General features: G+C 71.6%; 13 protein-coding genes. 11 read left to right on the top strand and 2 right to left on the bottom strand.

Features of this window, described 5'->3' with window-relative positions; genetic code table 11:
* The first annotated feature begins 2 nt into the window (after nucleotides 1-2).
* The 4 genes from surE (at nucleotide 3) to HV826_RS01555 (ending at nucleotide 4,052) form a co-directional block, all read left to right on the top strand.
* A complete protein-coding gene (gene surE / locus HV826_RS01570; RefSeq protein WP_176415221.1) occupies nucleotides 3-791 on the top strand; it encodes a 5'/3'-nucleotidase SurE in 789 nt (262 codons plus the stop codon).
* A gap of 2 nt (nucleotides 792-793) precedes the next feature.
* Nucleotides 794-1,729 carry a peptidoglycan DD-metalloendopeptidase family protein gene (locus tag HV826_RS01565; RefSeq protein ID WP_176415220.1) on the top strand — a complete coding sequence of 312 codons (936 nt, stop codon included), beginning with the start codon at nucleotides 794-796 and terminating at the stop codon, nucleotides 1,727-1,729.
* 236 nt (nucleotides 1,730-1,965) lie between these two features.
* Nucleotides 1,966-2,901, top strand: a complete 936-nt coding sequence (locus HV826_RS01560) for a hypothetical protein (RefSeq protein ID WP_368670817.1) — start codon at nucleotides 1,966-1,968, stop codon at nucleotides 2,899-2,901.
* A 14-nt stretch (nucleotides 2,902-2,915) separates the two neighbouring features.
* A complete protein-coding gene (locus HV826_RS01555) occupies nucleotides 2,916-4,052 on the top strand; it encodes a lipopolysaccharide assembly protein LapB (protein WP_176415218.1) in 1,137 nt (378 codons plus the stop codon).
* Nucleotides 4,053-4,095: 43 nt separating this feature from the next.
* On the opposite strand, the gene lexA is transcribed toward HV826_RS01555, so the two are convergent.
* Nucleotides 4,096-4,764: a transcriptional repressor LexA gene (gene lexA, locus HV826_RS01550; RefSeq protein ID WP_176415217.1), complete on the bottom strand. Its 669-nt coding sequence runs from the start codon at nucleotides 4,762-4,764 to the stop codon at nucleotides 4,096-4,098.
* Between the two features lie 196 nt (nucleotides 4,765-4,960).
* Here lexA and HV826_RS01545 point away from each other — a divergent pair, with 196 nt between their 5' ends.
* The 7 genes from HV826_RS01545 to HV826_RS01515 all read left to right on the top strand — a co-directional run bounded on the left by HV826_RS01545 (nucleotide 4,961) and on the right by HV826_RS01515 (nucleotide 21,684).
* Nucleotides 4,961-8,290, top strand: a complete 3,330-nt coding sequence (locus HV826_RS01545) for a response regulator (protein ID WP_176415216.1) — start codon at nucleotides 4,961-4,963, stop codon at nucleotides 8,288-8,290.
* Entirely contained in the window at nucleotides 8,287-10,134 is a 1,848-nt protein-coding gene (locus HV826_RS01540; protein WP_176415215.1) for a sensor histidine kinase, read from the top strand. The genes HV826_RS01545 and HV826_RS01540 overlap by 4 nt, the downstream gene beginning before the upstream one ends.
* Before the next feature lie 39 nt (nucleotides 10,135-10,173).
* Nucleotides 10,174-11,136, top strand: a complete 963-nt coding sequence (locus HV826_RS01535; RefSeq protein WP_176415214.1) for a FecR domain-containing protein — start codon at nucleotides 10,174-10,176, stop codon at nucleotides 11,134-11,136.
* A 247-nt stretch (nucleotides 11,137-11,383) separates the two neighbouring features.
* Nucleotides 11,384-13,045 carry a hypothetical protein gene (locus tag HV826_RS01530; protein ID WP_217917031.1) on the top strand — a complete coding sequence of 554 codons (1,662 nt, stop codon included), beginning with the start codon at nucleotides 11,384-11,386 and terminating at the stop codon, nucleotides 13,043-13,045.
* Between the two features lie 36 nt (nucleotides 13,046-13,081).
* Entirely contained in the window at nucleotides 13,082-14,983 is a 1,902-nt protein-coding gene (locus tag HV826_RS01525) for a hypothetical protein (protein ID WP_176415212.1), read from the top strand.
* Nucleotides 14,983-18,576 (top strand): flagellar motor protein, encoded by a 3,594-nt coding sequence (locus tag HV826_RS01520; RefSeq protein WP_217917030.1) that lies wholly within the window; start codon nucleotides 14,983-14,985, stop codon nucleotides 18,574-18,576. Before HV826_RS01525 ends, HV826_RS01520 begins: the two co-directional genes overlap by 1 nt.
* 9 nt (nucleotides 18,577-18,585) lie before the next feature.
* Nucleotides 18,586-21,684 (top strand): MYXO-CTERM sorting domain-containing protein, encoded by a 3,099-nt coding sequence (locus HV826_RS01515; RefSeq protein WP_176415210.1) that lies wholly within the window; start codon nucleotides 18,586-18,588, stop codon nucleotides 21,682-21,684.
* An 8-nt stretch (nucleotides 21,685-21,692) separates the two neighbouring features.
* On the opposite strand, the gene HV826_RS01510 is transcribed toward HV826_RS01515, so the two are convergent.
* Complete coding sequence (locus tag HV826_RS01510) at nucleotides 21,693-23,078, bottom strand: DUF4388 domain-containing protein (protein WP_176415259.1); 1,386 nt, start codon at nucleotides 23,076-23,078, stop codon at nucleotides 21,693-21,695.
* Nucleotides 23,079-23,083 lie beyond the last annotated feature (5 nt).

The following is a 23,083-nucleotide window of genomic DNA, read 5'->3' as shown; positions in this document are numbered from 1 at the left end:
CCGTGAGCGACAAGCCCAAGCGCATCCTGGTTTCAAACGACGACGGCTACTTCTCCGAGGGGCTCCAGGCGCTGGTCGAGGCCGTGAGCCCCCTGGGGGAGGTGTGGGTGGTGGCGCCCGACCGGGAGCAGAGCGCCGCGTCCCACGCCATCTCCCTGCACCGGCCGCTGCGCATCAAGGAGGTGCGGGCGCGGTGGTTCGCCGTCGACGGGACCCCCGCGGACTGCGCTTATCTGGCGATCAACCATCTCCTGAAGGATGATCGCCCGGTACTCATGGTTTCCGGCATCAACCACGGCGCGAACCTGGCCGAAGACATCATGTACTCCGGCACGGTGGCCGCGGCGATGGAGGGCGCGCTCCTGGGCGTGCCTGCCATTGCCTTCAGCCTGGTGGCCCGGCGGAGCTTCGACTTCGCGCCGGCGGCCCGGTTCGCCCGTTCGCTGGTGTCCAGCGCCCTGTCGCGCCCCCTGCCGCCGCGGATGCTCCTCAACGTGAACATCCCCGGAGGCGTGGAGCCGGAGGGCTACGCCATCACCCGCCAGGGCCGTCACTCGTACGGCTTCGAGGTGGTGGAGAACGAGGACCCGCGTGGCCGGAAGTACTACTGGATTGGCGGGAGCGACTACCAGCACGAGGACATCCCGGGCAGCGACTGCAACGCCGTGTTCCGGGACAAGCGCGTCTCCGTCACGCCGCTGCACTTCGAGCTGACGGACCATGGCCGGCTCCCGGACCTCGCCGGGTGGCAGGTCGATGGCTTCAACCGGCATGAACCGGACGGTGCCTAGCGTTGGCGCCGTGTGTGTCCAGCCGAGCGCGTGGGGCGCTCCGGGTGTTCCTCCTGGCCGTGCTGCTGAGCGGCTGCGTGGGCACCCGGGCCTCCTCCGTGGCCGGGCCGGACACGGGGACGGACACCGCTTCGCGTGAGGGCGAGGCGGCGGAGGTCACCGACGCGGACGCGCGGACCACGCCGCTGCCCTTCAACCTGAGGGGCGTCCACGCCGAGCCGGAGCTGGTGGCCGCGCGCCATGTCGTGGCCGCCGGCGAGACGATGTACCGCATCTCGCGCACCTACGGCCTCACGGTGGAGGAGCTGGGGTCGGCCAACGGCATCAAGGCGCCGTGGACGTTGGCGGTGGGGCAGGAGCTCACCATCCCCGGTGTCGAGCGCGGCGTGCCCGTCCGGGCCCTGGCGGAGGCGGACCCGGAGCCGGTGCGGACTTCGACGTCGGCCGGGGGGCGGCGCAGCGTGCCGGCCGTGGGCCGCCGCGAGGAGCCCCCGTCGCGCCGCCGGACCCTGTCGCGGCCGGCGAGCGCCACGGGCCCGCCTCGTGTGGCCACCCAGGGGCAGCTCGACTGGCCTCTGCGAGGCGTCCTGTACGGCCGCTTCGGGAAGAAGGGGAGGGAGCCGCATGACGGCATCGACCTGGCCGCGCCCGCCGGCACGTCCGTGAAGACGGCGCAGGCAGGCACGGTGCTCTACGCGGGCGAGCAGCGCGGCTACGGCAACATCGTCATCGTCGAGCACACGAACAAGTTGATTACGCTGTACGCACACAACCGCGACCTGCGCGTGCGCACCGGGCAGAAGGTGCGCCGCGAGCAGGTGATTGCCACCGTCGGCGAGTCGGGTCGGACGTCCGGGCCCCATCTGCACTTCGAGGTGCGTATGGACGGAAAGCCGGTGGACCCGCTCGACTACCTGGGGCCGATGCCCTCCTCGTAGCCGAGGCGGCGCGGGCCCGGCTGCCCCCCCGCTTCAGGCGACGGGGCAGGGCGTCAAGTCGTGTGACGTCTGGGCCTCGGTGCCGGGCCCGGGTGAAGGTAGAGTGCCGGCCCGTGTCGCGCTTCGTGTCCTGGTGGCTCTCTTGTTTCGTCTTGTTGCTGGCTTCTGCGGCCCATGCCCAGGCGCCAGCCCCTGTACTCCCTGCTGCTGAGTCCCCGGCGCCTGAGGCCGTCGTCGTGGCCGTGCTGATGCTGGAGGCCAACGCGGCGGGCAGCGACGCGGCGCCGGGCGTCACCTCGCTCATCACCTCGCGGCTCGCGGAGTCGCCGCGGCTGCGCGTCCTCTCGCAGTGGGACGTCGAGGCCGCCCTGGACGAAGAGCATCAGCGGCAACTCCAGGGCCTCAAGACGTGCGAGCGAGGAGACTGCCTCCAGGAGCTGGTGGCCCTCACCGGCGCCCGCTACGTCGTGGCCGGCCGGTTGGATCGCTTCGGCGACCAGTACCTGCTCACCGCCAACCTGTTGGACGCCGCGGGCGGGCGGATCCTGGCCCGGCCTCGCGCGGAGGCCCCGGAAGCGGAGGACCTGCTGCGCACCGCGAAGGCCGTCTCCGACCAGCTCTTCGCCGTGCTCGTCCCGCCAGAGGAGTCCGTGGCGGCCCGCCCGCTGCTGGGAGGCTCCTCGCGGACGGGCGGCGGCGGCCTGCTGCTGGGCCTGCGCGTCAACAACAACTTCATCGACAAGCTCTCCAATGTGAACCCAGGCGGCGACGTCGAGGTGGGCTACTGGTTCCACCCCGAATGGGTCGGCTTCCTCCAGGTGGGCTTCAGCTACGTGCGCTCCACCCAGGAGGGCGTGCGCAGCGGCCTCACCGTGCTGCCCAGCATCGTGGGCGCGCGCCACTACCACAACGTGGAGAAGTCCCTGCGGCCCTACTGGGGCTTCGGCCTGGGCGTGCAGCTGTCCTTCGGTGACTTCGGCATCTTCCAGTCCACCGGCCCGCTGCCCACCGTCATCGGCTTCGCGGGGCTGGAGTACCTCGTCGCCGGCTCAGTAGGCTTCCAGCTCGAGCTGGGCACCAACGTCGCGCAGGCGGTGCTGGGGCTGTCGGAATCGAAGCTGGGAGACGGCCTCAACCTGGACCTGAACGCAGGCATCGCGTACCACTTCTGAGCCTCGGAGCCCCCATGTCCCCGCGCGCCCTCTCCCTGATTGCCTTGCTCGCCCTGACGGGCTGTGACGACGAGACGCCTCGCGTCAAGCCGAAGGACCACGCGGAGGGCCTCTACGTCAAAGGCACCGCCGAGTACCTCCAGGGCCACTTCGACGCGGCCCTGGCCTCCTTCGAGGCCATGAAGCAGATTGCCCCGGACGACCCCCGCCTGCCCGCCGCGCGCGGCGAGCTGTTCCTGTCCATGGGACGGCTGACGGACGCCGCCGCCGAGTTCGAGGCCGCCCTCAAGCTGGAACCCAAGCGCTCCACCAACTGGAGCCGCCTGGGCTTCATCCAGACCCAGTTGGGCCAGGTGGCCGAAGCCCAGAGCTCGCTGCGCAAGGCCCTGGCCCTCTTCCCCCAGGACTTCAACGCCCTGGAGGCGCTGGGCGACCTGGACCTCAAGAAGGGCGACCACGACGCCGCCGTGCGGCACTTCACGCTCGCCTCCAACGCGGCGCCGTCCCCGGAGCAGAAGTCCGCCCTCATCATGCGCGCGCTGGACGTCCTGTCCTCGAAGCAGCGCTACCCGGAGCTGCTGGCCGCGGCCCAGAAGGCCGTGGATGACGGCATCCACACCGCGGACGTGCTCGCCACCCTGGGGGACGGCCTGGTGCGCGCCGGCAACCTCACCGAGGCCGCCAACGCCTACCGCGACGCCGCCAGCCGCTCGCCCCGAGATCCCACCCTGTGGGAGCTCGTCGGCGAAATCCAGATGAAGCTGGACAAGCCCGGGGACGCCATCAGCGCGTACAAGGAATCCCTGCGCGTGAAGGACCGCGCCATCGTCCACGTGGCGCTGGCCCGCATCTACCTGGGGATGAAGGACGCCTCGGCCGCGCAGGAGGAGCTGGCCGCGGCCCTGGAGTCCGTGTCCGGCCAGGACATCCGCGAGCTGCGCGAGCTGGCCAGCCTGCTGGTCACCATGGACCGCAAGCCGGACGCGCTGCGCATCCTCGCCAACCTCAGCGCGGAGCAGGACCACGCGAAGGACGCCGAGCTGCACGTCGCCACCGCCCAGCTGGCGCGGGAGCTCAAGGACCCCGGCATCCAGCAGGCCGCCTGCGCGCGGGCGACCGCCGCGGACGCCACCCTCAAGAAGTGCCCTTGAGCCACGCCCGGGCCAGGAGACGGCCCGGGACGGGGAGGGGAGACTACGGGGTGCGGCCGCCCTGGAGCTTGCGGTACACGCCCACCACCTGGCCCAGAATCATCGTGGACCGGAACTCCGCGCGGCTCACGTAGATGGGCTGCATGGTGGCGTTGGCCGGCTGGAAGCGGATGCGGTCCCCTTCCGGGTAGTAGCGCTTCACCGTGGCCTCGTCCTCGATGAGGGCCACCACGATTTCACCCGGCTGGGCGGACGGCGTCTTCTTCACGAAGAGGTAGTCCCCGTCGTGGATGCCGTCGTCAATCATCGACTGTCCCTTCACGCGCAGGGCGAAGACCTCGCGGCCATTCACACCTCCGAGCAGGAAGCTGTCGATCTTGACGGAGTCCTCCATGTTCTCCTGCGCCAGCAGCGGCGCGCCGGCGGCGACCTTGCCGAGCAGGGGAATCTCCACCATGCCCGAGTCCTTGCGCGCCCCCAGGCCGAGCAGCAGCCGCGCGCGCTTGGTGGGCACCAGGGAGCGGCTCTGCTGCTCGCCCCGGTTCAGGTAGCCCTTGCGCTCCAGCGCCTTCAGGTGGTCGTTGACGCCGTTCGTCGAGCGGATGTCCATGTGCTCCCCGATTTCGCGAATCGTCGGCGGGAAGCCCTGGGTCTCCGTCTCCTTGACGATGAAGCTGAGAATCTCGCGCTGGCGTTCCGTGAGCTCTTCCATGCGCTCCCTCACTCATCTGCCGTCCTGCCGGGGAGTCGTTCTCCCCAGGCAACAGGCTTTCAGTGTCACTCTCCCTGAACAGGCGTGTAGAGTCAACTCGTTCGGTCTCACCCTGCGCACTCGGGGTGTGCCCCGCTCCGTCCTGTTTCTCACTTCTTGAGGTGGGGGGACGAACTCGACGTACACTTCCGCCGCTTTGTCCGAGCTCCGCCACACGCTGCTCTTCGTCGACGACGAGGCCGACGTCCTGGACATCCTCACCCGGATGTTCCAGCGCCGGTACCGCGTCCTCACGGCCCGAAGCGGTTCCGCCGCGCTGGAGATCCTGAGAAAGGAGCCGGTGGACGTCCTCATCACCGACCAGCGGATGCCTGAGATGACGGGCATCGAGCTGGTGGCCACCGCGCGCGCGGAGGGCTTCGACGTCACCGCGCTGCTGCTCACGGGGTACACGCACCCGGACGACATCATCGCGGCCATCAACCAGGGGCAGGTGTACCGGTACATCACCAAGCCCTGGGACGTGAATGACCTGCTCATCACCGTGAAGAACGCGGTGGAGTACACGCAGCTGCGCAAGGACAAGGAGCGGCTGATCCGCCAGCTCCACCAGCGCGTGGAGGCGCTCTTCGTCCTGTATGAGGTCAGCCGCGCCAGCGCGAATGATCCGGCCAGCTACGACAACATCATCGACCGCGTGCTCATCGCCGTGGCGCGCGTGCTGCCGTACGACTGCGGCGCGGCGCTCATCGCGCCGGACGAGGCGCGCAGCGCGACGCTGCGGCTGCGCTGTCAGGGCACGGTGGGGGAGAAGGCGCTGCTGGGCGTGAAGGAGTCCATGCTCGGCGCGTACCGCAAGAGCAGCGGCCTCCTGCTGCCCGAGGACCGCGTCATCACCCGCGTGGCGGGCACCACCACCCAGGACGCGGCGGCGCCGTCCGTCTACCCCAGCCAGCTCACGGTGAACCTGGTCGCTGGCGGGCGCCCGGTGGGCATGCTGTCGCTGTTCAGCCAGAAGCCGGACGCGTTCACCGAGGACGACGGCGTGCTGCTGGACGTGCTCGCCAACCAGACGGCGGACGCCATCCAGTCCCTGCGCTCGGCGGAGGAGGAGGCCCGCCACCGCATGGAGCGGATGGTGGAGTCCATGGCCGACGGCGTGGTCCTCACCGACGAGAAGAACGACATCGTGGTGATGAACCCGGCGGCGCGGCGGCTCTTGCACGCGGGGGAGAGCCCCGAGGAGCAGACGACGCGGCTGATGGAGGAGCGCCTGGGCTTCCAGCCCTTCCACCTGGTGCGCGGCTGGGAGTACGGCGGCGGGCAGGTGCTGCGCGAGGAGGTGAAGCTCTTCGACCGGCACGTCCAGACGACGGTGACGCCGGTGACGGACGCGCGCAACACGCTGCGCGGCGTGTGCGTGGTGCTGCGCGACATCACCGAGCAGAAGCGGCTGGAGGAGCGCAAGGACGAGTTCGTCTCCATGGTGAGCCACGAGCTGCGCACGCCGCTGACGTCCATCTCCGGCGCGCTGGACCTGGTGCTCAACTTCATGGCCGGGGACATCAACGACCGGCAGCGCCGCTACCTGTCGCTGGCGCGGGACTCCACCGAGAAGCTCAACGCCATCGTGGATGACCTGCTGGACCTGTCGAAGTTCGCCAAGGGCCGGCTGCGGATGAACTTCGAGGTGTCGTACCTCGACGAGCTCGTCCAGCGCGTGGTGGAGAAGTATGGCCCGGCCTTCGGCGAGAAGCGGGTGGTGGTGACGCCCGTGCTGCCGCGCCACCCGCTGCGCGTCCTGGTGGACCCGAACCGCCTGGACCAGGTGCTCAACAACCTGCTCAACAACGCGGTGAAGTTCACCCCGGAGGGCGGCGAGGTGCGGGTGGAGGTCCACGCCACCTCCAGCCTGCCGGGCTACGTGGTGGTGTCCTGCTGGAACAGCGGAGACCCCATCGCCGAGGAGAGCCTGGAGCGCATCTTCGACCGCTTCGAGCAGGCGCGCACCAAGGCGAACCGCACCGTGCGAGGCACCGGGCTGGGCCTGGCCATCTGCCGCAACATCGTGGAGGCCCACGGCGGACGCATCTGGTGTGAGCCGTGTCCGGACGGCGTGCGCTTCATGGTGGTGTTGCCCACCGAGCCGCCGCCGGAGCTGCGCCGGGGAGACGACGTGGCGGACGCCATCCAGCTCCCGCGCCGGCAGGAGAGCCGGGGCCGGGTGCTCATCATCGACGGTGAGCCCGAGGTGGCCTTCATCGCCAAGGCGCTGATGGCCGGGCGTGGCTACGACGTGCGGCTGGCCTTCAACGCGGAGGACGGCCTGTCCGCCGCGCGGAGGTATGACCCCGACACGGTAATGGTGTCCGTGCGTCTGCCCGACGTGGACGGGCTGCGGCTGGCGGAGATCCTCCGGCATGACCCGGAGACGCGCCGCGCGCCGCTGCTGGTGTCATCCGCCTTCGACGAGCGTCAGCGCGCCTTCCGCGCGGGCGCGGATGCCTTCCTGGTGCGCCCGCTGGCGTCGGACAAGCTGCTGGCCACGGTGGACTCGCTGGTGCGCGGCCGTCAGGGCCCGGCGCACGGCCGCGTGCTGGTGGTGGACGACGACGCGAAGATCGCCGCCATCTGCCGCGAGGTGCTGGAGAACATCGGCTTCGACGTGGCGCTGGCGGGCTCCATCGAGGAGGGACGCCGCTCCCTGCGCGAGCGCCGGCCGGACGTCGTGCTGCTGGACGTGACGCTGCCGGACGGCGACGGCTTCGTCTTCCTGGAGGAGATCAAGGCGGAGAGCGCCGGCGGCCACATCTCCGTCATCTTCATCTCCGCCCGCGCGGAGACGTCCTCCAAGGTGCGCGCGCTCAAGCTGGGCGGTGACGACTACCTCACCAAGCCCTTCGACGCGCTGGAGCTGGGGGCGCGCGTGGAGAGCGTGATGCGGCGCAAGGAGCAGGAGCTGTCGGCCTCGCCCACCACGCAGCTGCCGGGCTCCACCGCCATCGAGCGCGAGGTGCAGCGGCGCCTGTCCGCGCGCCGGCCCTTCGCCTTCTGCTACCTGGACCTGGACAACCTCAAGGCCTACAACGACTACTACGGCTTCGCGAAGGCGGACGGCGTGGTGCGCCAGACGGGTGACCTGATGCGTGAGGTGTTCGCGCAGGACGGCGCGCCCGGTGACTTCCTGGGCCACGTGGCGGGTGACGACTTCGTGTTCATCACCTCGCCGGAGTCAGTGGACCGCATCTGCCAGAAGGCCATCGAGACGTTCGACCGCATCATCCCGCTCTATTACGACCGGCAGGACCGGGAGCGCGGCCACATCGAGGCGGAGGACCGCTACGGGGAGAAGCGGCAGTTCCCCATCATGAGCGTGTCCGTGGTGGCGGTGATGACGGACGGCACCCAGGACCACGCGGAGCTGGCGCGCCGCGCCGCGGACATGAAGAAGCGCGCCAAGGCGATTGCGGGCTCCGTCTTCCTGCGCAGTGACCAGGAGCGGGTGGTACGCTCCGTGGCCGGATGAGGCTCTACCAGCAACTCGTCCTGTTCATGCTCGCCGCGACGGTGCTTCCCCTGGCCGCGGTTGGCTTCCTGTTGCTTTCGCGCGCCGAGGCCGAGCTGGCCGCTCGCATCGACGCGGAGCAGCGCGCGCAGGCGGTCGCCACCGCTGAGTCCGTGGGCGCCACCCTGATGGAGGTGGTGGACGCGCTGGCCCGCTCGGCGGAGCTCATCGACTGGCAGGCCGCGAGCGACGCGGAGACGCAGGGCGCGCTGCGGCTGCTGTACGGCCAGTCTCCCGCGGTGAGCGCGGTACTGAAGCTGGACGCGGAGGGCCGGCCGCTGGGCGCGCCCGTCTTCCGCGCGCGGCCCATCGACGGCCATCCGGCCTTCTCCCCGGAGTCCGTGGACCGGCTGGTGCGCTCCATCCCCGTGCAGGCGCTGCGCGGCGGCGGCAAGGGCCAGGCGGCGCTGGGCAGCGCGTACGTGCACTCGGACGAGGGGCGCTCGGCGGTGGCCGTGGCGGTGAAGCTGGCGGAAGGCGAGGGCGCGCCCTTCGCCGTCGCGGAGGTCGTGCTCCACCCGCTGGAGGCGGTGCTGCGCAGGCGCCTGGGCGAGGGGCTGGGGCGCATCGACCTGGTGGACGAGGAGCGGCGCGTGCTCGCCAGCACCGCGCCGGAGCGGCGGGGGCAGGCGCTGGCGCCGGAGTTGAGCGCGCACCTGTTGGCCCCGGCGGCGGCGCTGACGGAGCGGGTGCGCAGCTTCCGCGTGGAGTCACCGGCCCGGCGCGTCAGCGTGGCGCGCGTGCCCCATGGCATGCGCTTCGACGTGCTGGTGGAAGTGGAGGAGTCCACCGCGCTGGCGCCCGTGCACGACATGCGGCGCACGGTGCTGCTGTCCATCGGCGCCACCTTCCTGGTGCTGCTCGGGCTGGGCGCCCTCTTCACGCGCCGCCTCAACGTGCGGCTGGCGGAGGTGGTGCGTGGCGCGGAGGCCTACGGGCGCGGCGAGCTGGACACGCGCTTGAAGGTCTCCGGCCAGGATGAGCTGAGCGAGCTGGCCACGACCTTCAACCGCATGGGCGAGGAGCTGGAGGCGGCGCGCGCCCGGATGCTGAGCTGGAACGACGACTTGCGCGTCCGCGTGGAAGAGGCCACCGCGGAGCTGAGGGCGGCCCAGGCGCAGCTGGTGGAGGCGCAGAAGCTGGCCGCGGTGGGGCAGCTCGGCGCGGGCGTGGCGCACGAAATCAACAACCCGCTGGCGGGCATCCTCGGCAACGTGCAGTTGCTGATGCTGGACCGTGGCGCCGCCGACCCGGATTTGGAGTCGCTGCGGAAAATCGAGCAGAGCGCCAAGCGCTGCAAGGAAATCACCCAGAACCTGCTGCGCTTCTCCCAGCAGCGCGAGCGCGCGGAGCTGCGGCCGGTGGACCTCAACGCCGTGGTGCGTGACGCGCTCAGCCTCACCGAGCATCAGCTCCGCGGCGACGGCGTGGCGCTCACCAGCGTGCTGGGTGAAGGGCTCGCGCGAGTGCGTGGCGACCCGGGGCACCTGTCGCAGGTGGTGCTCGCGCTGGTGTCCAACGCGCGCACCGCGATGCTGAAGTCACCCCAGAAGCGGCTCACGCTGCGCACGGGCGAGGCCAACGGCTTCGGCTTCCTGGAGGTGGAGGACACGGGGAAGGGGATTGCCCCCCACCTCCGCCCCCGCATCTTCGAGCCCTTCTTCACGACGAAGGACGTATGGTCCAACGTGGGGCTGGGGCTCAGCGTGGCCTGGCGTGTGGTGACGGAAGCGGGCGGGAGCATCGAAGTCCGCTCGGAAGTCGAGCAGGGCAGTTGCTTCACCGTGAAGCTGCCGAAGGCGTGAGCCCCCTTGGGGGGCCTGTGATAGCTAACGAGGCTGCCCATGGCTGATTCCCGCCCATCGCGCCGTCAGGTGCCCTTCTTCATTGGCCTCGCGCTGATTCTCGCGGCGTTGCCAGTGGGGTGGTTCGTCTTCCTGCGCCCGCCACCTCCTCCGCCGCCGCCTCCCGCCGCGCCGCCCGTCGTCGAGGCGCCGGTGGCGCAGAAGCCGCTGGTGCTGGAGCTGACGCAGGTGTCCGGCAAGGTGGAGGTGCAGCACACGGACGGCTCGTGGCGCGAGGCCACTGCGGGCATGGCGTTGCGACGCGACGAGCGCGTGCGCACCGATGACGGCTCGTACGCCATGCTGATTGGCGGCGAGTCCGTGGAAGTGCACATGGACCCGGGCACGGAGATCTCCGTGGACGAGCTGACCGAGTCGCTGTCGCGCATCCTGCTCTCGCGCGGCATGGCCACCGCCGTCGTGCGGCCAGGGCAGCGCCACACCTTCGAGGTGAAGGCGGCGAACTCGGACGCCAAGGCCACGTTGCAGCAGGCCGGTGCCTTCACCATGAGCAACAACGGCGAGGGCACCGTGGCGGTGGGCACGCGCGAAGGCGAGGTGACGCTGCTCGGCCAGGGCAAGGTCGTCATCGTCCGCGCGGGACAGCAGGCCGTCGTCCGCCCGGGACAGGCGCCGTCGGAGCCTTCCCCCATCCCCACCAGCCTCCTGCTCAAGGTGGACTGGCCCACCGGGCGCACCCGCCGCGAGCGAGAGCTCGTCGTGCGCGGGCAGACGTCTCCGGGCAGCCGCGTGGAGGTGGATGGCGTCAGCGTCAAGTCCGATGCGGAGGGAAACTTCCAGCGAAAGGTGGTTCTTCGCGAGGGCCGCAACACGGTGGACGTCCAGGCCTATGGCGTGGGGCGGCTGCGACAGAAGGACAGCAAGGACGTCGTCGTGGACACCACGCCGCCGCCGCTCAAGACGGATACCGAGAACATCTGGAATCAGGCGCGCGACGATTGACGCGGCAACCGTGGGTGCGAGCGGGTGTTCGCCTTGACCCATTGCGAGGAGGCTCCCTACACTCCCGGGAGGAGTCATTCCTGTTCAAGGGCAATCCCGGGCGAAAGCCCAGGTGCGCAAAGCCGCGGGGCCTGAAGTCCGGCCGGCCGTGACCGCCGTGGGAAGTCAGCACCGGACAGGTTCCGGGCCCACTGCGCCTTGGGCGGGCATGGGTCTTCATTTCGGAACCCCCGGGAGGTCCTCTCCGATGCTGCGGACACTGGCCCTGAGTTGCTGCCTGTTTTCCCCGCTCGCCTTCGCCTCCACACCGGAGCTCCGCACCCTGACAGGCACCCTGCACGTGGTGGCCGGCGGCCCGGGTGACCAGACGGACCCGCACGTCAGCGGACCGCGGGTGGCGTATACGAATGAGTCTCGCGGCACGAGCGAGATTCGCTACCACGACCTGCGGACCTCCGTGGACGCGGCCATCCCCAACGGCGGCGCGTTCGACTTCGTGTCGGACATCTCGGACGGCACCATCGTCTTCACGCGCGTGAGCACCTCCAGCGCCATCTACACGTTCGACGTGGACGTGGACGCGGCGCCTCGGGAGCTGGCGCCGGAGGCGGGCAGCAGCCGGCGCTCCGCGGTGATTGGTGGCCGCACGGTGGCGTGGCAGGACTTCGGCTACACCGGCGTGACGTCGCAGCCGGAGATCGCCGTGTATGATTTGGACCAGGGCACGCTCACCCGGCTCACGGATGACACGTTCCAGGACCGCACGCCCGCGGTGTCGCCGGATGGCGCGACCGTGGTCTGGGCCAAGTGCGACGAGCAGGGCCAGCGTTGCGACATCTGGCAGGCGCGGCGGAGCGCCAACGGCTTCAGCTCGCAGGCGCTGACGGGCAGCGAGGGCGAGGAGTCGCAGCCGGACACCAACGGGGACATCGCCGTCTACGCCAGCACGCGGACCCTGGATGGCGTGACGGACCGGGACATCTACTGGAAGCCCCTGAACGGCGGTACGGAGCAGCGGCTGGCGCTGCCGGGTTTGGACGCGAACCCCAGCATCAGCGGTTCGCTGGTGGCCTTCGAGCGCAGGGACCCGGCGAAGAACGACTTCGACATCGTGCTCTACGACTTGAGCACCGAGACGCTCTACGCCATCACCGAGACGCCGCAGAACGAGAGCCTCACCGACTTGAGCGTGGACGCGGACGGCACGGTGCGCGTGGTGTGGACCGTCTCGGAGAACGGCGACTTCAACGTCCACGCCTTCACCTTCAAGCTGGATGACGAGCCCGGCTGCAAGCTGGCGGCGGTGGACACGCCGTCCCCCGAGGCGGTCTGCGCGCGGCCCGGCACCTGGCCGCTGCTCGCGGCGCTGGAGGTCGCGCGCACCAGTGGCCAGCCCAACGGCGTGGCGCTCGGGTTCGCGGGCACGGGGGAGGGCGTGCTGTGCGTGGACAACGGCTACAACGGCGAGGACTCCACCGCGGGCTGGGTGTGGATCAACGGCCGCGAGCTGGTGGACCCGTCCCGCTTCAAGCAGGGCGTCTCGCTGGTGGCCACGCGCGCCCCGCTGGATGGCCACAACTCGCTGGCGGCGCTCATCTCCGGCAGGCCTGGCAGTGCCTTCCGGCTTCGCGTGTACGGGCCCCCCACCGATTGTCAGCCCGTGGCGGACACCTCCACGGGAGCCCGCGTCATTCCGGGTCGTGCGTTGAAGCCGGTGTCAGCTTCGTCCTCGGCGGTGTCGCCGGTGACCTTCGTGCCCGAGGGGCCGGTGCGTGACGCAGGGGTTCGAGGCTGTAGCACCGGCGGTGGGCCGCTGACGCTTTCCGGGGTGATCCTGTTGCTGGCGTGTTGGCTGCGTCCGAGCGCGCGGATGCGGAAGGGGCTTCGGCACAGCCACCGCGCCCTGTAGACTGTCGCGGCCCTGAACCGGTTTCTCCTCTTCGGATTGTTGCTGCTGTGTGCCCCGGCCTGGGCGGACACGCTCGAGATACTCGGGCCGTCGTCCGCCGTGGCGCCGGATGGATTCCCCGTGGCGCTCGTGCGCAAGGATTCGGCGGGCCGTCCGGTTCCGATGGGGCAGCCCACCGTGCGAGCCGATGGCGCGGAGCTGCGCGAGGACACCGCGCAGCCGCCGCTGCGCACGTTCGTGGTGGTGCCGCGTCCGGGCGCGCGTGACGTCGTGGTCCGCGCGAGCGTGGACGGGCTGGCGGCGCAAGCGCGCTACGTGCTGGGGCCGCCGGCCGCCGAGGTGCGGCTGGCGCTGGAGCCTCCCGCGCCCGTGAAGGGCAAGGACACGGAAGCGCGGCTCACCGTCCAGTGGGTCCGGCCGGATGGCACCGCGGATGACAGCGGCGCGCCGCCCGTGGTGCGTGTCAGCGTGGGGCGTGTGGAAGGACTGGAGCGGACGGGGCCGGGCACATATCGCGCGCGCTACGTCCTGCCGGACACGCGTTACCCCGAAGTGGCCATCCTGGCGGCCTTCTCCGCGTGGCCCAGTCCGCAGTCGGTGCATGGGGCCTACGGGCGCGTGCTCGTCCCGCTGGCCGCGTCCGTGACGCTGCCGGGGACGACGGAGCCCGACGCCGAGATTGCCATCGACATCGCGGGCCAGACGTTTGGTCCGGTGGCGGCCGGGCATGACGGCCGCTTCCGAGTCCCCATCATCGTCCCGCCCGGACATCGCATCGGGCAGGGGCGGGTGGTGGACAAGGCGGGCAACGTGCGGCGGATGCCCATCGACCTGCGGCTGCCGCCCACCGACGGCCTGGCCTGTGTGCTTCAGCCGCAGCGGCTCCCCGCGGACGGCGTGTCCCAGGCCCGGCTCGTCTGCGCGACGAGTGATGCCATGGGCCAGCCCGTGGACGATGCGCGCGTCACGACGCAGGTCCGCCACGGCACCTTGCGCGGCCCCACGCGCGCGCCGGGCGGACTGCTGGAGTGGCGCTACACCGCGCCGCGGAAGCTGGTGAGCGACGAGCGCATCGAAGTCGCGTGGCCTCAGCGAGGGGCCGGCTCGCGCGAGTCCCCGGCGCTGGAGCTGGTGCAAGGGCCCGTCGCGACGACCCGCCTCGAGGTGGATGAAGCGCTGGTGCACCACGGGGCTCGGACGCGTGTGGAGGTGACGGCGCGGGACGCCTTCGACCGGCCCCGGCCGGGTGCGGTGGTGGAGCTGAGCGCGCCGGTGGGGACCTTCGCTCCGGCGGAGGAGCCGCGGCCGGGGACCTTCGTCAGCACCTGGGCTCCGCCAGCCACGGGTGAAGCGACGGACATGGACCTGCGTGCTCGCGCGTGGGGGCCTTCGGGCAATGAGCCGGCGCGCATCACCGTGTGGCGGGCCGAGGGCGAGCTGTACGCGGGCGTGTCCGACCTGGCGGGTCTGCCGGTGCCGGGACAGCCGCTGCGGGTGGAGGGGCGCGAGGTGCTGACGGGCACGGACGGCACGGTGCGCCTGGGGCCCGTGCGCGCGGGGACGCTGGAGATTTCGCACGGCGTGTGGACGGGCCTGACGCGGACGGTGCATGTGTTGGGCGCGGATGGGCCTGTGTTTCCGGTGGAGCGCCCGCTGGTGCCGTCCGCCGCGTCCCACCGCGTGCGACTGGCACCTGAGATTCCGGTGAACGTGCGGCTCAAGGTGAGCGGGACGCGGGTGACGTACTGGGTGGAGGACGCGAACGGACAGGTGCTGACCGGGCGCGACGTGTTCGTCTCGCTGTCGGGTGGTGAGCGAGCCGAAGAGCGGGTGGAAGCAGGGCGCACGTCCTTCACCGTGCGCGCGCCCGAGCCGGTGAGTGTCTCCGTCGCGGATGTCGCCACGGGCGTCACGGCGTTGGCCGAGGTGCGCCCGTGATGCGCAGGTGGGCCCGCCTGTTCGCCGCCGCGCTGCTGGTGCCGTTGAGCACCTGGGCGCAGGCGCTGTCGCAGGACACGCCGTCGCAGGCCTCCACCCTCGCGGGCCGGGTGTGTCAGGACGTCGACGGCGATGGGCTGTGCGGCGCGGATGAGCCGGGGCTGCCCGACGTGCGGTTGGTGCTCACCACCGGCCGCGATGTCCGCACGGACGCGCGGGGCCGCTTTCACATCACCGGCGTCGATGCCCGCGTGCCGGACGCGGCGGGCGGGCTGCACCTGCGGCCGGGGCGTCAGCGATTGAAGGTGGATACGCGCTCGTTGCCTGTCTCAAGCCGGGTGAGCCCGGAGGCGGCGACGGTCGAGGTCCCCTGGGGCGCTGTCGTCCTCCAGGACTTCGCCGTGCGCAGCGTCGCCGTGGAGGCCGCGCCCGTGCGGCGCTCCTTCACCAATGCGCCGCCCGTGGCGGAGGTCACGCCTGGGCAGGGCGCCGTGCGCTTCCGTGTCGCGGGACAGGCCTCCGCGGGCGACGCCGTCACCGTGTCGGGTGTGGCCGCCCAGGTGGACGCGAAGGGGGCATGGCAGGCGTTGGTGCCGCTCGTCGCGGGAGAGAACCCGCTGTCCATCACCGCCACGGGGGCCCAGGGCACGGTGCGCCTGTACCGCCAGCGCGTGGACGTGGTGCCGCGTGACGGCGGCTGGCTGGTGGCTCCCAGGCCGGTGGTGCCCCTCGCCACGCTCCAGTTGCCCGCGGGCCGTGACGTTCCGGCGGCCAGTGGCGCCTCCCGCGTGCGGGTCGAGGCGCCCATGGGCACGCGCGTCCGCACCCCCGAGGGCGAAGTGGTGGTGGGGCCCGAAGGCCGAGTGGATGTCCTGGTGGTGTTGTCGCCGGGGCGCAACCTGGTGCCTGTGCGGCTGTCGCTGCCGGATGTCCCGCCTCGCGACGAGACGCTGGAGATCGCCGCCGCGGTGCGCCCCTTCGCCGTGGGCCTGCTGGACCTGGAGGCCACGTATGCGCCGCGAAATGGCGACGTGCAGTTGCGGGGGCGTGGCTCTGCTCACGCCGAGCTACGGCTGGGCGCGGTGGACCTGGTGGGCGAACTGGACCTGCGAGACACGGATGGCCGCACGTTGAACGGAGCCAGCCTTCCGGACTGGCTCCGCCCGCGCATGCCGGAGCGCTTCGACCGCGCCGCCGACCCGGACCTGGCGCCCGCGGAGTGGGGCGATGACTCGGTGTCGCTGACGCCCAATGCCGCGGAGGCACGCCTTCGGTTCGAGGCGCGTCACGCGGAGCACGGCCGCGCGGGCCTGGGCACCTACCGCGCGCAGCTTCACGACCGTGAAGTGGGCCGCTATCACCGTCCGCTCTTCGGCCCCTACGCGGAGGTCCATGCCGGCGAGGAGAAGGCGCGCGTGGGCGTGAAGGCGTTTGGCGGGAGCCTGACGGATCCGGTGCGGCAGGTGTCCGCGGTGCCCGCGCACGAGGAGCTGCGCGCCACGGGCGGCAGCCTGTACTACCTGGGCGCGGCGTCGGTGGCCGAGGGCTCGGAGCTGGTGCGCGTGGAGCTGCGGGACGGCGTCACCGGCCTTCCGCTCGGCGAGCGGCACCTCATTCGCGGCATCGACTACGACATCGACTACTTCGCCGGACGCATCCTCCTGGCGCGTCCGCTCTCCTTCCTCGCGGGCGAGGCCTGGCTGCGGACCAGCGCGCCCACGGAGTCACCGGAGCCGGTGCTGGTGGTGGACTACGCCGCGCTGCGCATCGCGGACGCGGGCGACACGGCGGGCGGTGAGGTGTGGGGCGAGTGGCGCGGCTCGCGGCTGGGACTGGGCGCGGTGCGCGAGGGCCGGGAGGGACGGCCGTACACGCTCTACACGGGGCGCGCGAGCACGGCGCTCGGTGGTTACCGCATGGCGGCGGAGGTGGCGTCCAGCCGTGGCACCGCCGTGGAGGCTTCGTTCTTCGGCGTCTCGGATGACGGTGGCCTCAGCTTCATCCGTCCCCGGCGGGACCTGGGCACTGGCGCGGAGGCCGTGAGTCTCCAGCTCTCAGGTCCGGGGCTTCGTGGTGAGGGCTCGGTGGACGCGGCGTTCCGCCTGCGCGGGCGGGGCTTCTCCGATGGCGCGCACACCGACGCGGCGCGCTTCCGGCAGTCGTCACTCCGTGTGAGCCAGCCGCTGGGCCGGCTCCGGTTGACGTTGCTGGCGGACGAGCGGCGCTCGGCCGACCCGCGGGAGCCCTTCGTGGACAGCCCGTTCTCCGCGCGCGTCCTGGCCGCGGGCGTGGGTTGGGAGGAGCCACGGTGGGGCGTGCGCGCGGAGGTCCGCGACTCGCGGTTGAACGCGGCGCAGGTGGCGGGCGTGGGGCCCTCGCTCTTCGGTGGCCGCACCTCCGCGGGTGTGGCGGGCTCGCTGCGGGTGTTCGAGCGGCTGCAGCTCCGCGCCGCGCATCGGCAGGCCCTGGCCCTGCATGGCGAAGGGCCTGGACGCTTCGATGACACCTTCACGTCCGCGGGCGTGGACGTCGAGGTGGACCGGACCACGCGCGCTGGCGTGTTCGGAGGCTGGGGGCCGGAGCTGGGCCCCCGGGCGTGGGCGAACGTCGAGTCCCGGCGGGGCCAGGACGTGTTCTATGGCGGATACTCCGTCGACGTGGACGGCCCTGACTTCGGCGCGGGGCGGACGCTGACAGGGGCGCGCACCGAGCTGCCGGAGAGTGGCACCGCGCTCTTCGTGGAGGACGTGGGCTCACACGACGCGACGGCCGTGCGGCTGGCTCGCGCCGTGGGCTTCCAGCAGCAGGTGACGGGCGGCTTCAGCGTGGGCGCGCGCTACGAGCGCGGCGTGCGCAGCCTGCTGGACGTGGACAGCCCGCTGGAGCGCGAGGCGGGCGGTGTCTTCGGGCAGCTCGTCCTGGCCCGCCTGCGGCTGGACGGGCGGGTGGAGCTTCGCCGGGAGGAGGGCACGCCGGAGCGGGGCGCGGCCACCGCGGTGGACCGGCTGCAGGCGGTGGTGGCGTTGGCCGCGCAGGCGCAGTTGCTGGAGGACGTGACGGCCTCCGGGCGGGTGGACTTCGCGCGCACCGTCAACGCGGAGGTGCTGGAGACGCGGCTGGTGGAAGGCTACGCCGCGGTGGCGTGGCGGCCGGGGCCCTGGCTGGTGGTGGCGCGCTACGGCATCACCCGGGAGCTGCTGCCCGGCGTCCGGTCCGCCTTTGGTGACCGGGCCCTGCAGACGCTCTCCCTCTTGCCCGCGGTGCGCCTGGGTGACCGGCTCTCCGTGGCGGCGGGCCTGCATGCGGGGCACACCCGGGCGGAGGACTCAGGGCGTTGGGTGTGGACAGGCACCCTCCGTCCCGCGGTGCGAATCGTGGGTGGGCTGGAGCTGGGCGCCGAGCTGGCACGGCGAACGGCGTCTCCGGAGGGCGAGCGGCTGACCGCGGTCCGTGCGGAAGTCGCCTATCGGGTCGATGAACGGCTGCGCCTGGCCACCGGGTACACACTCCTGGGCTTCAGTGGCTTGGGTTTGTCCCCCGACTCAGCGGACAATCAGGACCGGCTCTACCTGCGAGCCGAAGTGGCCTACTAGGAGCAAGCCGTGCGTTCCCTCGTCATCTTCAGCCTCTGCCTGGGTGTGGCCACCGCGGCACGCGCCGAGTGGGACGTGACAGAGGTGCCGGGCATCGCCCGCACGGTGGATGTCTTCGCGCCGGGCGTGTACGCGGTGAGCACCTCGACGCAGGCGGAGCTGTACGAGGACGGCATCCAGTCCGTCGTCTTCCTGCACAGCGACGTCTTCGGCACCTTCCTGTCTCCGGCGGGCTGCTTCGCCGCCGTCGTGCGCCCCGGTGACATCATCAGTCACCAGAACTGCCGTGCGGCCGGCAACATCATCCCCCCGGACCCGGTGAACACCGTGGTGGGCATCCGGCGGGTGAAGCACACCTTGTCCGGTGCGGGCTATGCCTCGGTGGCCCTCTCCGACGGTGGGCTCGCCCTGCTGACGGCGTCAGCGGGCCTCGAGGGGCCCACGCCCTGGACGCTGCTGAGCGTCGACGCGGGCCTCCTGTCCTCCACGGACGTGCTGGGCGTGACGGAGACGTCGGATGGCGTGCCCCACGCCCTCTTCAGTGTCACCGGTGTCTCCCGGACGGAGCTCCTCTGGTACACGGGGGACAGGCGTCAGGCGGAGCTGGTCGTTCCGCCGCTCTTGACCAGTCAGTCCCCGCGCACGGTGGACCTCTTCGGCGGAAGCGGCCCACATCCCATCGCGCTGTTCGGCAATTCAGACGGTCTGTTCCGGGGACCGCTGGACCCGGCCGGGACGACCTTCTCCACCGTGCTGTTGCCCGACAGCATGCCCGTCAGCATCACCTCGGTGGACGTGAACACGGGCAATGGCAGCGTCCATGGCGAGGGCTTCGGCCTCGCGGTGGGCGTGGGGACCAACGGGGAGCCGGTGGTGCTGGGCGCCGTGCCCGCCAGCAGCGCGGACAACGCGGGGACGCAGTGGCGGTTCCACCCGGCCTTCGAGGGCTCGGCGCTTCCAGGCGCTTCCCAGGCGACGCCGCTGGAGGTGTCGTGCGTCGGCTCTTCGTTCTGCCTGTTCATCCTGGACCAGCCGGGCTTCAACGTCGTGACGTACGTCAACGCCCACGCGCCCGTGCTGGACGTGGGGCCAGCGCCCATCGTGGTGAATGAGACAGGGACGGCGACGGCCCGGTTCACCGCCACCGACGCCGACTTCGACGCGGTGCGGGTGTCGGTGGATACCGCGTCAGCGCCAGGCGCGGACCTGATTGGCGTCAACATCGTCGAGCGTCCTGACCAGCTCGACGTGACGCTCGTCCCGCAGCGGCCCGTCTGCAAGGACGAAGAGGGACTCCTGCACGTCTACGCCTCGGACGGGCTCGCGTCCCACGACGTGCATTCCACCGTGGCCTTCCGGGTGGTGAACACCCTGGGGCCCGCGCGGCCCACGGTGTCGCCCCTGCGAGCGTCGACGACCGCGTCGGGCGCGTCGCGGGTGTTCACCGCGCAGCCGGCGACGGAGGCGTGTCCGGCGGTGCGCTATGTCTGGGCTCCCGTCTCCGGCCAGTCGGGCGCACCGCCGCTCTCCACGGATAGCGGCGCCCAGGTCCAGGCGACCTTCACGCCGCCAGACGTGCTGTGCGAGGCGTCGGGGGCCAGCTACACCTACGAGGTCCGTGGCGTGGACGAAGGCGGCGTGACGTCCAGCGCCATGGCCATCTTCACCGTGGACGTCGCGCCATGGGGCCGGCCGCTGGTGCCCTTCGCTCCGGGCTGGGAGCGGACGCTCACGTCGGGCCCAGGCGCCAGCGTGGACGTAGCCCCGGATGCGCTGCACACCTGCGTGGGGACGCCCGGCTTGCCGGCCGTGGCCACGGAGTGGCGCCTGAGCGCTTCCGGTTCGGGCATCCCCGAAGGTGTCACCGTGAGGACCGCGGATGACGCGGCCGTCACGCTGGACGCGCCGGTGTCGAGCGAGCGCCTGCGCGTCGAGGCCGCGGAGTGCGCGCACGGGACGCTGTCCCTCACCGCCAGGAATCGGATTCCCGTCACCGGCGGTGGCACGCAAGACAGCGCTGACGCCGAGCTCCGCGTCCGGGTGGAGCCCTCCCTGGAGGACGTGGCCACGGGCAGCCTGGAGCTGGGCGTGGTGCCGTCGGGCGACGGGCACGTGGACATCTCCCTGGACACGTCGCTGAACTGCGTGGACGCGCGCACGCTGAAGGCGCGGATGTTCCTGGAGACGCTGAGCGGTGAGGCCCTGGACTCGGCGGTGGTGCCGGTGCCCGGGACGTGGCGCCCCACGCTCCCGCGCTCCTGCACCGTCGAGGCCTACCGCGTGCGCGGTGAGCTCTTCGACGACGGTGAGGGGCCGGTGCGCGAGGGCGGCCGTGCCCAGGCGGAGGTGCCCAATCAGCCCCTGCCGGCGCGGCTGGGAGCGCTCGAGGCCGGGGCGCTGGTGGCACGCTGCGGCGAAGGCGCGAGCGCCACGCTGACGCAGACGATTCCGGCCGATGCCTGCGGCGACGTGGCCATCTCCTGGTCACAGGTGGCGGGGCCCGCGCTGTCGGAGGTCTCCCTGGCGGGCCCGCGCGTCACGGTGAGCACGCAGGAGACAGGGCTGGAGGCGCTGGTGGGCCAGGCCATCACCCTGCGCGTCCTGGCTGACGCGGGCGGGAGCAACACGGCGACCACGGACTACGTGCTGCCGATTACCTCCGAGCGGTTCGTGGACGTGCGTCACACGATGGAGTCCCCCACGGCGTCGGAGAAGGGGCTGGTGGGCGTGGTGGTGGAGCTGCGCAACACCTCCGAGTGCGAGGTCGGCGGCCTCCGCTACCTGGAGCAGGTGGACGGGCTGGAGTGGGTGCCCGGCAGCGTGAAGCTGGACGGCGTCGCGGTGGAGGCGCAGGCGGTGGACGGTGGCTTCCGGGTGGAGGACCTCCGGCTGCTCGCGCAGGGCACGCGGACGCTGACGTACGTGGGCCGCTCGCCGCTGCTGTCCACGCCGCGGCTGGGCGGGCAGATGACCCTCAACGGCGTGCCCGTTTCGGGAGATGCCGCGGCGCCGCCTCCGACGTCGGGATGCGGCTGCTCGGGCGGTGGCTCGGGGGCGGCCGTCTTCGGGCTGGCGGCGCTGGCACGGGTGCTGCGCCGCCGGAAGTAGGGCGGCGGCTACAGCCCGAAGGTGATGCGGTGACGGCGGCTCGGCGTGTCGGGCCGCTCCTCCAGCACCCCCAGGAGCTCCAGGCCCCGCAGCGTGGCCAGCGTCTGCCGCTCCGGCAGATCCGTGAGGGCGAGCAGGTCCTCCACCGTCTTGCTTCCGTCCGCATACGCCAGCACCAGGGCCTGGGCCCCTTCGAGCTTCAGCTCGTGCAGGCCGTAGGGCGCATCGGCGGTGGGGAACAGCCGGCGCGAGCGCGGCAGGTGCTGACGCAGCGTCACCAGCGTCTCCGTCTTCGCCACGCCCTCCAGCACCAAATCCCCGGGGAAGACGGACAGCTTCACCAGGTCCGTGCGGCGAGGGCGCATGGCGCTGAAGCCGTAGCCGCCTTCCTTCCACGTGAAGGTGGACCAGATGATTTCCTTCACCTGCTCCACCAGCAGTTGCTTTCGCTGGGCCGCGTCCATCAGGCCCAGGCGCAGCATGGCCTCGCCGGTGCGCAGGCCGTGCTCCTTCGCGTAGGCGGTGACCTCGGCGAGCCGGGCCTCGGGCAGCACGCCCTGGCGGAGGCAGAAGCGGCCGAAGCGCTCAGCGGCGAGGTTGGACGCGGCGTACACGACGCGGCCGGACTCGAAGTAGACGACCTTGAGCACCTGGCCCTGTTGAAGCTTCAGCTCGCCGTGGTGGCGGGCCTCGTAATAGGCGTTGAGCAGCCGCGCGACGGTGGTGTCCCCCAGCACGCCGCCCAGGGACCATTCGGGCAGCGCGCGCCTGGGCGGCGGCGTCGAGGGCGTGGCGGTCTCACTCCACACCTGCTGGCGCCGGCCGAAGGGCAGGGGCAGGGCGTGCTCCGCGTCCGCGGGCTCTGGCAAAGGGTCCGTACTGGGGACGACCTGCAGGGGCTCGGCGGTGTCGCCGGACTCGGGGGGGAGCTCTTCCAGCACGATGAGGTCCTCGGCATCGAGCAGCTCGTCCAGCAGCACGCTCTCCGCGATGGGCGGGGGAGCGCGGGGTTGAGGTGCAACGCCACCGGCCTGCTCCAGGGCCTCCATGACGGTGATGAGCTCGAACGGCTTCTCGAAGAAGGTCCGGGCGCCGTGGACCTGCACGGCCTCCTGGGCGAAGCGGTCCCCTTTGTACACCCCGCTGACGGCGATGGCGGGGATGCCATGGGCCCGCAGCGCGCCCAGCACCTCGCTGCCCCGGATGTCCGGGAGCAGCAGGTCCACCAGGGCCGCGTCCCAGGGCTGTCCGGGGCCGAGCGCCTCCAGCGCGGCCTCGCCGGTGGCCGCGGCCGTCGCGTCATGTCCCCGGCTTTGCGCCAGGGCGACGATGAGGGAGGCCAGCTCGTGATTGTCTTCGACGATGAGCAGTCGCGCCATGGGCGCGCAGACCATAGCAT

Origin of the sequence: Myxococcus sp. AM010 (assembly GCF_013372585.1) — a bacterium.
GTDB lineage: Bacteria > Myxococcota > Myxococcia > Myxococcales > Myxococcaceae > Myxococcus > Myxococcus vastator.
Note: the sequence above shows the minus strand (reverse complement) of the source record. Positions and strands in the feature narration are given on the sequence as shown.